Source organism: Streptomyces sp. NPDC048514 (assembly GCF_043199955.1).
GTDB lineage: Bacteria > Actinomycetota > Actinomycetes > Streptomycetales > Streptomycetaceae > Streptomyces.
This window is the reverse complement of record NZ_JBICWT010000012.1, coordinates 161365-174487: the sequence shown is the minus strand read 5'-3', so window position 1 is coordinate 174487 and position 13123 is coordinate 161365. Positions and strand designations below refer to the sequence as shown.

The 13123-nt window shown below is 70.5% G+C and carries 12 protein-coding genes; 10 read left to right on the top strand and 2 right to left on the bottom strand.

Features of this window, described 5'->3' with window-relative positions; translation table 11 throughout:
- Position 1: 1 nt before the first annotated feature.
- Genes ACGFT2_RS26630 through rfbB form a run of 7 tightly spaced genes read left to right on the top strand, consistent with a single transcriptional unit; the run spans position 2 to position 7610 of the window.
- A complete protein-coding gene (locus tag ACGFT2_RS26630; protein WP_393282557.1) occupies positions 2-1693 on the top strand; it encodes a prenyltransferase/squalene oxidase repeat-containing protein in 1692 nt (563 codons plus the stop codon).
- Positions 1690-3054 (top strand): FAD-dependent oxidoreductase, encoded by a 1365-nt coding sequence (locus ACGFT2_RS26625; RefSeq protein ID WP_393282554.1) that lies wholly within the window; start codon positions 1690-1692, stop codon positions 3052-3054. Before ACGFT2_RS26630 ends, ACGFT2_RS26625 begins: the two co-directional genes overlap by 4 nt.
- Before the next feature lies 1 nt (position 3055).
- A complete protein-coding gene (locus ACGFT2_RS26620) occupies positions 3056-3922 on the top strand; it encodes a TauD/TfdA dioxygenase family protein (RefSeq protein ID WP_393282551.1) in 867 nt (288 codons plus the stop codon).
- On the top strand, positions 3922-4887 hold the full coding sequence (locus tag ACGFT2_RS26615) for an alpha/beta fold hydrolase (RefSeq protein ID WP_393282549.1): 966 nt from the start codon (positions 3922-3924) through the stop codon (positions 4885-4887). The genes ACGFT2_RS26620 and ACGFT2_RS26615 overlap by 1 nt, the downstream gene beginning before the upstream one ends.
- Positions 4826-5737 (top strand): putative sugar O-methyltransferase, encoded by a 912-nt coding sequence (locus ACGFT2_RS26610; RefSeq protein WP_393282546.1) that lies wholly within the window; start codon positions 4826-4828, stop codon positions 5735-5737. The genes ACGFT2_RS26615 and ACGFT2_RS26610 overlap by 62 nt, the downstream gene beginning before the upstream one ends.
- Positions 5734-6639 (top strand): glucose-1-phosphate thymidylyltransferase RfbA, encoded by a 906-nt coding sequence (gene rfbA, locus ACGFT2_RS26605; protein ID WP_393282543.1) that lies wholly within the window; start codon positions 5734-5736, stop codon positions 6637-6639. Before ACGFT2_RS26610 ends, rfbA begins: the two co-directional genes overlap by 4 nt.
- Entirely contained in the window at positions 6639-7610 is a 972-nt protein-coding gene (gene rfbB / locus ACGFT2_RS26600) for a dTDP-glucose 4,6-dehydratase (protein WP_393282540.1), read from the top strand. Before rfbA ends, rfbB begins: the two co-directional genes overlap by 1 nt.
- A 12-nt stretch (positions 7611-7622) precedes the next feature.
- Here rfbB and ACGFT2_RS26595 read toward each other — a convergent pair whose 3' ends face one another.
- On the bottom strand, positions 7623-9014 hold the full coding sequence (locus tag ACGFT2_RS26595; RefSeq protein WP_393282537.1) for an NDP-hexose 2,3-dehydratase family protein: 1392 nt from the start codon (positions 9012-9014) through the stop codon (positions 7623-7625).
- On the bottom strand, positions 9011-10315 hold the full coding sequence (rfbH, locus tag ACGFT2_RS26590; RefSeq protein WP_393282534.1) for a lipopolysaccharide biosynthesis protein RfbH: 1305 nt from the start codon (positions 10313-10315) through the stop codon (positions 9011-9013). Before rfbH ends, ACGFT2_RS26595 begins: the two co-directional genes overlap by 4 nt.
- 342 nt (positions 10316-10657) lie before the next feature.
- Here rfbH and ACGFT2_RS26585 point away from each other — a divergent pair, with 342 nt between their 5' ends.
- The 3 genes from ACGFT2_RS26585 to ACGFT2_RS26575 all read left to right on the top strand — a co-directional run bounded on the left by ACGFT2_RS26585 (position 10658) and on the right by ACGFT2_RS26575 (position 12921).
- Entirely contained in the window at positions 10658-10891 is a 234-nt protein-coding gene (locus ACGFT2_RS26585) for a helix-turn-helix transcriptional regulator (protein WP_007821235.1), read from the top strand.
- 176 nt (positions 10892-11067) lie between these two features.
- Positions 11068-11670, top strand: coding sequence for a TetR/AcrR family transcriptional regulator (locus ACGFT2_RS26580; protein WP_393282531.1), 603 nt, complete (start codon positions 11068-11070; stop codon positions 11668-11670).
- 453 nt (positions 11671-12123) lie between these two features.
- Entirely contained in the window at positions 12124-12921 is a 798-nt protein-coding gene (locus ACGFT2_RS26575) for a BTAD domain-containing putative transcriptional regulator (RefSeq protein WP_393282528.1), read from the top strand.
- The last annotated feature ends 202 nt before the right edge of the window (positions 12922-13123 follow it).

Genomic DNA, 13123 nt, shown 5'->3' with positions numbered 1-13123 from the left:
GGTGGAGAGCTCGGTCGCGCGCGCCGCGCAGGCGCTGTTCGCGATCCAGCGCCCCGAGGGTTCCTGGCCGAACCGCCGCCCCACCGCGGTCCTGGGGACCGCCGGCGCCGTGGTCGCCCTGCACCTCGCCGACCCGGAGCGCTCACGCGATCTGATCGAGCGGGGGGCACAGTGGCTGGTGGCCGCCCAGAACGCGGACGGCGGCTGGGGCGGAGTGCCCGGCGCGGCCTCGCAGTCGGTGCCCACCGTGGTGACGGCGTCGGCCCTCACGCTGACGGCGCCGCGGACGGCCGGGGAGCCTGCGCGGCGTGCGCTGGACCTGATCAGGTCGCTCGGCGGTGTGGAGTCGCTCGCCGACCCCGGGATGGTCCACATGGCCACGACGTTCCTCGCCCTGGCCGGGCTGCGGAGCCTGCGCGGATCGCGGCGCATCCCTCTGGAGTTGCTGCTGCTGCCCCGGCGGCTCTGGCGGCCCCGGCTCTCCTTCCGGGCCGCGCCCTTCGTGGCCATGGCGTTCATCCAGGCACACGACGCCGCCCCGAAGGGCGTCGGGGGGCTGCTGCATCGGCTGGCCCGGCCGACCGCGCTGCGCCTGCTGCAGGAGGTGGAGCGCGGGGAGAACGACCGCGGAGGATACGGCGGGGACAACTGGCTCGCCGCCGTGGTCTGTATCGGCCTGTGCCGTACCGGGGCCCCCGCGCACATGATCGCCGCCACCGTCGACTACCTGCGGTCGAACGTACGGCCCGACGGCTCCTGGCACATCATGCAAGGGCTCGACCTGATCGGCGGGTCCTACGTCGCCCGCGGCCTGGCGGACGCCGGTTACCGGGACGATCCGCGGCTGGCCCGGGCCCGGCAGTGGCTGCGCGGGTGCCAGCAGCAGCAGGCGTTCCCCCTCTACGACGCGCCGCCGGGCGGCTGGGGCTGGGAAGGCCCCCACGGGTGGCCGAACTTCCTGGACAGCGCCAATGTGCTGGCCGCGCTCACCCCCGCCGGCGGCGAGGAGCCCGCGGAACACCTGCGGACCGGTCTCGACTGGCTCGTCTCGCGGCAGGACGGCCGGGGCTCGTGGGGGACCTTCGTCCCGGACACGACACTCGCCAACGACGGCCCCTGCCCCTATACGACGGCCCAGTGCGTCGAGTCCCTGCTCGACGGCGGTCTGTCCCGCGGCGACCCCAGGATCGCCAAGGCCCTGGACTGGCTGCTCGCCGCCCAACGGCCCGACGGCACCTACGAGGGCCTGTGGTACAGGGGCCTCACCGCGGCGACGGCCACGGCGCTCGTGGCCTTCGCCCGCGGCGGAGTGGGCGGCCGCCCCGCGGCGCGGCGCGCCCGCGAGGCCCTCCTGGCGGCGCAGTTGGCCGATGGTTCCTGGGGTCCGGGCGATACCGGCACGCCCGGCGACGATCCGTCGCGGGGCACCGTCGAGGAGACCGCCTGGGCCCTGCGCGGCCTGCTCGCCGCCGGTCTGCCCGCCCAGGACGACCGGCTGCGGCGGGCGGCGGAATGGATCGTCTCGGCGCAGGGCGACGACGGCCTCTGGGACGCGAACCCGGTCTGTCTGCACATCCGGCGTCTGGCCTACTACGCGGACGGCCTGATCGGGAACGGGCTTGCACTGCGGGCATTGGGCGCCTACCGCAGCGCTCTCGCCGCCGGCCCGGTGGCGCAGCGGGAGGCGTCGTGACGACCGGACACGGCACCGGCCGCCCGCCGGGCACCGCCTTCGACACCGACGTGCTGATCTGCGGTTCCGGGGTCGCCGGGACGGCGGCGGCCTGCGCCCTCGGTGAACTGGGTCTGCGGGTCACCCTGGTGGACAAGCGGCAGACCCAGCCCTCGCTCTGGAAGGGCGAGGTGCTCCAGCCCGGGTCCCTGGACTCCCTGCACACGTGGGGCTCGCTCGGGCACCTCGAAGCCAGGAGAGCGGTCCGGCTGAGCCGCCTCGTCGCCCGCACGGCCGACGGGGAGGAGCTGATGGCCATGGACTTCGCGACGCTCGGCGGCGAGCGGCCCTGGATGCTCGCCCACGGCTACTCGACGATTCTGGAGTGCATGGCCGCCTCGCTCGGCCCGACCGTACGCCTGCGCCGCGGTGTCCTGGTCAAGGAGCTCGCCACGGACGGCGGGGGCCGTGTCTCGGGGGTGCGCGCCATGGTGGACGGCGCGGCCGTCGACATCCGGGCTCGCCTGGTCGTGGCGGCCGACGGCATGTCCTCGCGCCTGCGGGGGCTCGCGGGGATCGACGCGGAACCCGTCGCGTACGACCACCGGTTGCTCTCCTTCGAGCTGCCCGGCACGCTGCCGGTGGACGACGAGGTGTCGGCCCACGTCACGGACCGCGGCCTGGTCATGCTCTATCCGCTGCCGGACGCGCGGATCCGGGTCTACGTCCAGGTGGGGGCGGACGAGCTCCGCGGGGCCGGACCGGCCGAGCTGCGGCGCTGGTGTGCGGGGCTCGTTGATCAGGTGCCCGCGCTGCGCCCGATCGCGGGGCTGCTCGAAGAGCACCTGGAACACCGCCAGTTGATGCCGGTCTGGCACTACCGGGCCCCGGCGCTCGTCCGGCCCGGCATCGTCCTGCTCGGGGAGGCGGCGCACGTCGTCCATCCCCTGGCGGCTCAGGGGATGAACACCTCGATCGACGAGGCGGAGGGGCTGGCGGCCCGGCTCGCGGACGTCGACCTCGCCGACGGAACCGCCGTCGACCGGGCGCTGCGCGGCTACGAGGACGACCGGATGAGCAGGATCGAGGCCGTGCACGCCATGAGTCACAACGCGGCGCGCATGATGACCAGCACCTCCCGCGGCGGCCGGATCATGGGCCGGCGCCTCATGCGCGGCACCGCCAGAAGCCGCCGCCTGAGCTATCTGATCACGTACAACATGTCGGGCCTCGGCATGCGCCCGCTCACCAGGTTCGACCGGCTCGTGCAGTTGGGGGTCGTACCCGATCTGCGAGCGCGGTCGTTCACGCCCCCGCGGCCTGCCGGGCACCGGGCCGGCCGTGGAACCCCGGCAGGCCGAGACAACGGACAGAGGGATTGACGTGTCAGACATCATCACCACGGCCTTCGAGGTCAGGCCGCTCACCAGTGCGCTGGGCGCCGAGATCCACGGCGTACGCCTCGAGGACATCACCGACGCGGACTTCGCCGAGCTGCGGCGGCTGCTGCTGAAACACCTGGTGATCTTCATTCCGGACCAGGAGGGCTGGTCGGCCGAGTCGCGCATCGCCTTCGGCCGCAGGTTCGGCGAGCTGGAGGAGCACGCCTACCTGCCTCACCTGGACGGGCATCCGCAGATCCAGATCATCGACTCGGAGCAGAACGGCAAGATCCCGATCTGGCACACCGACATGACCTACGCCCCGAACCCGCCCATCGGCTCCGTCCTGCAGATCGTCGACGGTCCCGCACAGGGCGGCGACACGATGTGGTCGAACCAGTATCTGGCGTACGAGGGGCTGTCCGCGCCGCTGCGCGATCTGCTCGACGGGCTCACCGCCGTCCACTCCATCCACATTCCGGGCCTGGACAGCCAGGCCGAGCACCCCGTCGTGCGGGTCCACCCGGAGACGGGCCGCCGGGCCCTGTTCGTCAACCGGGCCCACACCTCACACATCGCGCAACTGAACCGGAACGAGAGCGACGCGCTCCTGCAGTACCTGTACCGCTTCTCCACCTCCCCCGAGTTCACCTGCCGCTACCAGTGGCGGCCGGGCTCGGTGGCGATCTGGGACAACAGGGTCACGCAGCACTACGCGGTCGACGACTACTCCGAGCACCGCCGGGGCCTGCGCGTCGTGGTGCTCGGCGACACCCCCTCGGGCGACGAGCCCCGCTGGGGCCACTACCGCCCGGTGCCGGGGCAGCGCTACGTACCGGACTGGGTCAACGCCAAGGAAGCGTACTGATGGACGCGGCGACGGACGGCGCCCGGCAGGGCGCGGACGAGGAGAGCCCGGCCCACGTCACCACCACGACCCACACCCTGGACGTGCCGGGGGCGCGGCTGTGCTACGACGTACGCGGCCACGGCCCCCTGCTCCTGATGATCGGTTCGCCCATGGGCAGCAGGGGGTTCACAGCCCTCGCGACCCTGCTCGCCGCGGACTTCACCGTCGTGTCCTACGATCCCCGCGGCATCCTGCGCAGCACCCTCAGCGACCCGGACCAGCCGGCCCCGCCCGAGCTGGTCGCGGACGACGTACGCCGGCTGATAGCGGAGCTGGACGCCGGACCGGCGCATGTGTTCGGCAACAGCGGCGGAGCCACCACCGGTCTGGCCCTGCTAGCCCGGCATCCGGACGCGGTGCGCAGCCTGGTGGCGCACGAGCCGCCGGTGACCGAGCTCCTGCCCGACGCGCGGCAGGTGCGGGCCGCCATCGACGATCTCTGCGAGGACTACGCCGCAGGGCGCCGGGACGTGGCCCTGCGCAAGTACTCGGCCCTGTCCGGTGTCGGCTTCGCCTCGCCGCCTCCGGCCGGGCAGGCGTCGACCCGTGCTCTGTACACGCCGCCGAAGGACGTCCGGGCGATCCTCGACCGCTTCTTCGGCCGCATTCTCCAGCCCACCACGCGCTACCGGCCCGACCTCGACGCGCTGCGGACCGCGTCCGTCCCCGTGGTCGTGGCGGGTGGCACGACGTCCCGGGGGCAGCTCTACCACCGGACCGCGGCGGCCCTCGCCGAGCTGCTCGACACCCCGCTGGCCGCCTTCCCCGCGGGACACACCGGTTTTCAGGAACACCCCGAGCCCTTCGCCGATCTGCTCCGCGAGGCGTTCGCACCGCATCGTCAGACCAGGATGGAGCGAAATGGAACACAACTTCCAGGCCAGCCGCCAGTGGGAGCGCATACAGAACCGCTGGATCACTGAGGACGCCGGCGCCGACCTGACGCAGCTGAAGTCCGACCCGAGGAACTTCAAGCTCTCCCTCTGGGACCCGTCGACGAACGGGGTCCGCTACCTCAAGACACTGGCCTACAACCTGGGCATGGCGCTGACCCCGCGGGAGCTAGCGCGGATCAGCAGGACCCCCCACCGGGAGGTCGGCGGCCCGACCACGGTGCGGTGCCAGGGTGAGACGCTCTGCCTGGACTATCTGCAGGCAACGTTCGAGGTCGGTTTCATCGAGAGCGAGATCGACCTGGACGGCGCCAGGGTCCTGGAGATCGGCGCCGGTTACGGACGCACGTGCCACATGATCATGTCCAATCACGATCTCTCCGGCTACTGCATCGTCGATCTGAAGAACACGCTGGAGCTGAGCAGGGCCTATCTGCGCGAGGTCCTGGACGAGCCCCGCTTCAAGCTGATCGATTTCATCGAGGTCGAGAGCCTGACGGACACCTCCCTGCGCTCGGAGCGCTTCGACCTGTGTATCAACATCCACTCGATGACCGAGATGGCTCCGGAGACGGTCCGGTCCTATCTCGACCTGATCGACGCGACCTGTTCGGCCTTCTACGTGAAGAACCCGGTCGGCAAGTACATCGACAAGAGCCTGGACGGCTATCTGCAGGGCGAGGAGGCCGTACAGATGGCGCTGGAGAACGGGCCCCTGCGACAGCTGCTGGACATCCACGACAGCGAGGCGGTGCAGGCCGCGGTCCCCGCCTTCGTCGACGGGTACCGGCCGGGCTCCGCCTGGACCTGCGTCGGTGACGGCCGCGCCCTTCCGTGGAGCTATCTCTGGCAGGCCCTCTACAAGAATCCTCGCCGGTGAAGGGCATCATCCTGGCGGGCGGCAACGGGACCCGGCTTCAGCCCCTCACCCTCGTGGGTTCCAAGCAGCTCGCTCCGGTCTACGACAAACCCATGGTGTACTACCCGTTGTCCGTGCTGATGCTCACCGGCATCGACGACGTGCTCATCATCGCCCGGCCCGCGGAACTCGTGTTGTTCCGCAAGCTGTTCGGCGACGGCAGCAGGCTGGGCATGCGCATCGACTACGCGGCCCAGGAGGAACCGAGGGGCATCGCCGACGCCTTCCTAGTCGGTGCCCCGCACATCGCGGGCGAGGAGTGCGCCCTGATCCTCGGTGACAACCTCTTCCACGGCGCCAAGCTGCCCTCCATGCTGCGCAGGACGGTGCGCAAGCTGCGCGGCTGTGTCCTCTTCGGGCATCAGGTCGCCGAGCCCCAGCACTTCGGCGTCGCCGAGATCGACGCGAAGGGCCGGCTTGTCTCCATCGAGGAGAAACCGGAGCAGCCGCGCTCCAACCTCGCGATCCCGGGCCTGTACTTCTTCGACGACACGGTGACGGACATCGCCCGCGGGCTGCGCCCCTCCAGGCGCGGCGAGCTGGAGATCACGGACGTCCTGCGCGCGTACCTGGCCGAGGGCCGCGCCGACCTCGTGTGGCTCGGCCGGGGCGTCACCTGGCTGGACGCCGGAACCCACGAATCGCTGCTCGACGCGGGCCGGTTCGTCCGGGACATACAACATCACCAGGGCATCAGTCTGGGCTGCGTCGAAGAGATCGCCATGTACATGGGCTTCATCGGCGCGGACGCCTGCTACCGCCTCGGCGCCGAGATGGACGGTTCGCCCTACGGCCAGTACGTCATGCGCAGCGCGCTCGCCCACCAGCTCAACCCGACACCCGCCGAGCTGATGGAGGAGTGATGCGTCTGCTGGTCACCGGCGCGGCCGGCTTCATCGGTTCCGCGTACGTCCGGATGCTGCTCGCGCCCGGCCCCGTCGAGGTCTCCCATGTCACCGTGCTCGACAAACTGACCTACGCGGGCCGGATCGACAACCTGGACGTCACGCACCCGCGGCTCAGCTTCGTCCAGGGGGACATCTGCGACGCCGCGCTCGTGGACCGCCTCATGTCCCGGACCGACCAGGTGGTGCACTTCGCGGCCGAGTCCCACGTCGACCGGTCCATCGCAGGCCCGGGCGCGTTCGTACGCACCAACGTGACCGGCACCCAGACGCTCCTCGACGCGGCACTGCGCCGCGGGGTCGGCCGCTTCGTGCACGTGTCCACCGACGAGGTCTACGGGTCCATCGCGGCCGGCCGCTTCACCGAGGAGGACGCCCTCGGCCCCAGCTCCCCCTACGCGGCTTCCAAGGCGGGCTCCGATCTGATCGCTCTCTCCTACCACCGCACCCACGGCCTGGACGTCCGGGTGACCCGGTGCAGCAACAACTACGGGCCGCGGCAGTTCCCGGAGAAGATCATCCCCCTCTTCGTCTGCCGGCTGCTGACGGGCGACGATGTACCGCTGTACGGCGACGGCGAGCACGTACGGGAGTGGCTGCACGTCGAGGACCACTGCCGCGGGGTGGATCTCGTACGCACCGGCGGGCGTCCGGGCGAGGTCTACAACCTCGGCGGCGGCACCGAGCTGACCAACCGCGAACTGACGGAGCTGCTGCTCAAGGTCTGTGGCGGCACCTGGGACCAGGTGCGCCACGTGGCGGATCGCAAGGGGCACGACCGGCGGTACTCGATCCTCGACGTCAAGGCCCGCAGCGAACTGGGCTACCGCCCTCGACGCGACTTCGAGTCCGGGCTCGCCGAGACGGTCGCCTGGTACCGGGACCACCGCTCCTGGTGGGAACCGCTCGCGGGTGGCCCCGGGCGGTGAGCGGGTACCGGCTCAGGCGTCTTCGTCCAGCGCGTTCAGGCACAACAGCAGGGTCCGCGCCTGGACGTTGACGTAGTGGCTGTACCGGGTGAGCGCGGCGAGCTGGGCCCGGGAGACCCAGCAGAACCCGGGCGGCGCGGCGAGCGGCACGTCGCCCTCGTCGGCCGCCACGACGAGGTAGCGGCTCACCGAGTTCAGGAAACGGCCGCCCTCCTCGGAGTGCAGGGCGCGGTAGCGGACCCGCGACGGGGGCGCCGTCGTGACCAGGTCGAGGAAGAGCGGTCGCTCCGCGACGGGCAGATGGGCATGGCTTCTGGGCTGGCACTGGACCGTGGGGCCCAGCTCCACCTCGGTGGAGCCGCCTTCGGCGCGGGCCCGGGCCAGCACGTGGGGCACGCCCGCGAACGTGCGGGTGACGAAGGCGACCACGCCTTCGCCGCGAGGCTCGATCAACGGCTGGGTCCAGTGGCCGACCTCGCGGTTGCTCGCCCGTACCGACACGGCCACGGTGCGGAAGTAGCGGTCGTCGTCGTGGTCGATCGAGGAGGCGCCGCGCGTCCAGCCCGCTACGCCGGCGAGCGGGATGCGTTCGCTGCGGATCGGGATCGCGGACCGGCGCAGGGCCAGCCAGGACAGCAGCTCCGTGTCCGAGTGCAACGCGTGCGGCGCGCCGCACACCGGCAGGGCGGCGAGAACCGAACGAGCGTCCATGTTCACGGTGTTGTCGTGCCGCAGAAGCTGATGGATCTGGCGCAGGGTGAGCCAGCGGAAGTCCTCGTGCTCGGGTACCGGGCCGCTGGTCTCGACGATCATGTTGCGGTTGCGCTTGCGGTGGAACCAGGCGCCGTGCTCGGACTGCAGCACGTCCGTAAGGACGCGCCCCCGGGAGGGGTCGGTGAAGTACTCCAGGTAGCGGACGGCCGCGCCCTTGTGGACCTTGGTGTAGTTGCTGTACGTGGCCTGCACGGTGGGCGAGAGCTGGAGCAGTCCGGGGTTGCCCGGCTCCATCTTGGCCTGCATCAAGAAGTGCAGCACTCCGTCGAACTCCCGGGCGAGGATGCCCAGGATCCCGACCTCCGACTGGACGATGACGGGCTGGTGCCACTCCGTCCGCTCGGGATGCTCACCGATCGCGGCGTGCAGCCCTTCCACGGTGAAGAACCGGCCGCTGCGGTGGGCGAGGTTTCCGGTCTCCGGGGCGAACGACCAGTCCTCCAGCGCTTCGAAGGGAATGCGGTCCACCGCGAACGAGGCCTGCGCGCGGCGCCGCCCGAGCCATTGGCGGATCTCGTCCGCGCTTTCGCCGGCCGGCGCGGCCGCGGACCGGGCGATCCGGTCGGGCAGCCCGGCGGCCCGCCGGGCCTTGAGCCGCGGCGCGGTCCGGATGGAGCCGGGCACGGTCACCTGTGGGCCCCTGCGAACTCGGTGACGGAGGCGATGACGTAGTCGATCATCTCCTCGGTGAGGCCGGGGTAGACGCCGATCCAGAAGGTGTGCTCGGTGACGATGTCGCTGTTGGTCAGCTCGCCGCAGACGCGGAACTCGCGGCCGAGGTAGGCGGGGTGGCGGGTCAGGTTGCCCGCGAAGAGCCGGCGCGTGCCGATCTTGCGGTTCTCCAGGAAGTCCACGAGCTCCGCGCGGTTGAAGGGCGCTTCGGGGTCGACGGTGATGGCGAAGCCGAACCAGCTCGGGTCGCTGCCGGGCGCGGGTTCCGGCAGCAGCAGCCAGGGCACCTCGGCGAGACCGGAGCGCAGCCGTCCCCAGTTGCGCCGCCGCGCGGCGCAGAAGTCGTCGAGCTTGTCCAGCTGGGACAGACCGAGTGCGGCTTGCAGATCGGTCGTCTTCAGGTTGTAGCCCACGTGGGAGAAGATGTACTTGTGGTCGTAGCCGGCCGGCAGCGTCCCCATCTGGTAGCCGAACCGTTTGCGGCAGGTGTCGCTCTCCCCCGGTTCGCACCAGCAGTCCCGGCCCCAGTCTCGCAGCGACTCCACGATCCGCGCCAGGGCCAGGTTCGAGGTGAGCACGCAGCCGCCCTCGCCCATCGTCAGGTGATGGGCCGGATAGAAGCTGACGGTGGCGAGGTCGCCGAAGGTTCCCACGAGCTGTCCCTTGTAGGTGCTGCCGACCGCGTCGCAGGTGTCCTCGATCAGCAGCAGGTCGTGTTCGGCGGCGAGTTGGGCCACCTCCGCCACCTCGAAGGGGTTACCGAGGGCGTGCGCGATCATGATGGCCCGGGTGCGGGGCCCGATGGCCTTCTCGACGCGCTCCGCGGTCGTGTTGTACGTGCGCAGGTCGATGTCGACGAAGACCGGCACGAGGCCGTTCTGCAGGATGGGGTTGACGGTCGTGGGGAAGCCCGCCGCCACCGTGATCACCTCGTCACCCGGCACGAGCCTGCGCTGTTCGAGCTGGGGTGAGGTGAGGGCGGTGAGGGCCAGGAGGTTCGCCGAGGAACCGGAGTTGGTGAGATGCGCCTTCCGGTGGCCCATGCGCCGGGCGAAGGCCGATTCGAACTTGCGGGCCGATCGGCCCGCCGCGATCCGCAGCATCAGGGCCGCTTCGACCACGGCGGCCCTGTCCGCGTCGTCGAGCACGGCCCCGGACGGCCAGATCTCCGTGACGCCGGCGGCGAATTCCCTGTCGTCACTGGTCTCTCGGTGGTACTGGCGTACCTCGTCGAGGATGTGCGCGAGTCGGTCACTCATGGGTTCTCCTCGCCGTCGCCGTGGGCGTTGCGGGGGCAGGCGGTGGTTGGCCGGCACGCGATGCAGGGGCGGGCGGCCCGGCACAGTGTGGCCCGTGCGGCTAAAGCCGGCCTAGCCCCGGTCTTGCGCGGAGCTGCCCGCCGCGCTGAAGACCCGGGCCCGAGGGGCGATGCGGCGGCCGGCCGGCGCAAGACTCGCGCAAGAACAGTTTTAGGGGCGCCCTTCAGGATGGTCGCAAAACGCGCAGCCCCGGGACGTGACGCACGGTTACGTCCCGGAAGCGCAGAATCTTTCGGAACACGTCGAGCCCGTCCCAGAGCCTGAGCACGAGAGAGGACCGGAATGGCCATCCTCGAACCGGACATCTCAGATGTCGCCCACGCGCTCACACCGAGACAGACCGAGGTGGTGCGGCTCGCGGCACTGGGGCTGACGGCGAAGGAGACCGCCCGGCGGCTCGGCATCTCGAAGACCACCGTCGACGAACACCTCACCGAGGCGCGGCGCCGTGTCGGGGCCAGCACCAAATCGCATCTGGTCGGTCTGGCAGTCGCCGCCGGGATCGTCGCCGGATAAATCCCGACGCGTCGTGGCGGGCGCGGCCCTTGCAGAGGGTCACCGGCTTCTGTATGCCCTGGCCGAAGACATTGTTGTCGCCTCACGGTAAGATGAGCAGGTGCCCACCTTTATGGGCGTGCGCTCAGTGGGCGACGACCGGGCGCGGGCGGGTCGGCGTACGAGAGGACGGGCGAGTGCCGACTGGGGTGCACCTTCGCGACGCGAGACAGCAGTTGTTCGACGCCGCCGAGCGCGTGCTCCTGCGCAGCGGTCCGAACGGCCTGACGGGCCGGGCCGTCACCGACGAGGCGGGCTGCGCCAAGGGCGTCCTGTACCGGCATTTCAGCGACTTCGACGCCTTCCTCACCGACCTCGTGCTCGACCGGGCCGGGCGGCTGGAGAAGGAGGCGAGCGCGCTGCGCGAGTCGGCCGGGACCGGCACCGTGGCGGAGAACCTCACCAGCGCGCTGTTCACCCTGTTCGGGCCGGTGCCGGTGGCGATCATCCCGCTGATCACGTTCCGGGACGAGCTCCGCGCCCGGCTGCGGCAGGTCATGCCCGGTGGCGGCATCGCGATCCTCGCTCAGGTCTCGAGCGCCCTCTCCGCCTATCTCGCCGACGAACGCGACCGGGGGCGTATCGCGGCCGACGCCGACATCGACTCGCTCACGCTCTCCCTGACCGGTGGCGGCCATCTCCTGTTCGCGGACCGCGACCCCGGCCCGCCGGCCACGGACGCCGTCGACAAGCTGGTGACCGCGGTGATCACCGACGCCGTCCAGCGACGACCGGTTTAGGGCGTTCGACACGGCGCGTGGCAGAAAACAACAAGACACAATCGTGGCGCCGATGGTTCCGGCTCCGACGCCCCTCAGAGAACAGAGCGTTTCCGGTCGCCACCGAAGCCATAATGATCTCCCAGGTCAGCAGCGTCTCGCCATATTCAACCAAGAGGAGGTAACAATCCTCTCCAGAATGCCACACCACTGGCGTCCGGAAATCGCGCGACACAGAATACGGAATGTCTCATTCCGCCCCGGTGTCGACGTGTCTATATTGCCGTTTAATCTTTGAGGTGTGCATGATCGGGACCGGCTCCGCAATGTGGCGAGAACGTTGTCAGCGTTCCTGACGAAGGGATAGACCGTGCCTGCCTCTCTCCCACCCCTTGTGTCGGACCGCCCCCACTCCGGCGTATCGGTCGGCGGTCACCGTCCCCCGATACCCGCGACCGCAGGGGAGGGCGCCCGGTGAGGTACGAGATTCTGGGCCCGCTCCGCGTCCGGGACGAGAACACGTACTTCACGCTTCATGCGCAGAAAGTGGAGATCGTCCTCACGGTGCTGCTCATCCGGGCGGACCATCTGGTCTCCCCGGAACAGCTGATGCGGGAGATCTGGGGCGAGAATCTGCCACGGCGCGCCGCCGCGGGTCTGCACGTGTACATCTCCCGGCTCCGCAAGTTCCTGAAGCTGCCCGGCGCGAGTGGCAACCCCGTCGAGACCCGGGCGCCGGGCTACGTGCTGCACAAGGGCGACGACCAGATAGACGCCCAGATCTTCCCCGAAATCGTCGACGTGGGGCGATCGTTGCTCCGCGAGCAGCGCACGGACGAGGCCGCGTCCTGTTTCAGCCAGGCGCTCGCGCTGTGGCGCGGCCCGATCCTGGGCCACAGCGTCGACGGAACCGGCGCCAAGGGCCCGATCATCGACGGTTTCTCGACCTGGCTCACCGAGATCCGCCGGGAGTGCCAGGAGATGCTCGCCGAGTGCCAGCTCCAACTCGGCCGGCACCGCCAGGCGGTGAGCATGCTCTACTCCCTCACCGCCGAGAACCCCATGTGCGAGGCGTTCTACCGCCAGCTCATGCTGGCGCTCTACCGCTCGGAGCGGCAGGCGGACGCGCTGAAGGTGTACCAGTCGGTGCGCAAGACGCTCAACGACGAGCTGGGGCTCGAGCCCGGGCGCCCGCTGCAGGATCTGCAGCGGGCCATCCTCTCGGGCGACATGCACCTGATGTCGTCACCGCCTGCGATGTCCGACCGCTGACCAACCGGCAGGCGGCGCCGACCGGGCCGGCCTACGTGGCCAGCCGCGGTACGTCTCCAGCAGCCGCAGCCTGTTCTTCGGTGCGCTTGTTCCCGTCGAACAGCGCGTGATCGCGGGCCGGTCACTTGAGGTGGTCCCCTCCCGACGAGCCCGCTCGGTGGGCTTCGCGTCGAGGTCGTCGGGGAGTCGGAGTGTCATCGCC

What these genes read in the sequence shown, in the direction of transcription:
- ACGFT2_RS26615 (WP_393282549.1), top strand. Translation starts at nt 3,922, where the DNA reads ATGGACGCGGCGACGGACGGCGCCCGGCAGGGCGCGGACGAGGAGAGC.
- ACGFT2_RS26610 (WP_393282546.1), top strand. Translation starts at nt 4,826, where the DNA reads ATGGAACACAACTTCCAGGCCAGCCGCCAGTGGGAGCGCATACAGAAC.
- rfbB (WP_393282540.1), top strand. Translation starts at nt 6,639, where the DNA reads ATGCGTCTGCTGGTCACCGGCGCGGCCGGCTTCATCGGTTCCGCGTAC.
- rfbH (WP_393282534.1), bottom strand. Translation starts at nt 10,315, where the DNA reads ATGAGTGACCGACTCGCGCACATCCTCGACGAGGTACGCCAGTACCAC.
- ACGFT2_RS26585 (WP_007821235.1), top strand. Translation starts at nt 10,658, where the DNA reads ATGGCCATCCTCGAACCGGACATCTCAGATGTCGCCCACGCGCTCACA.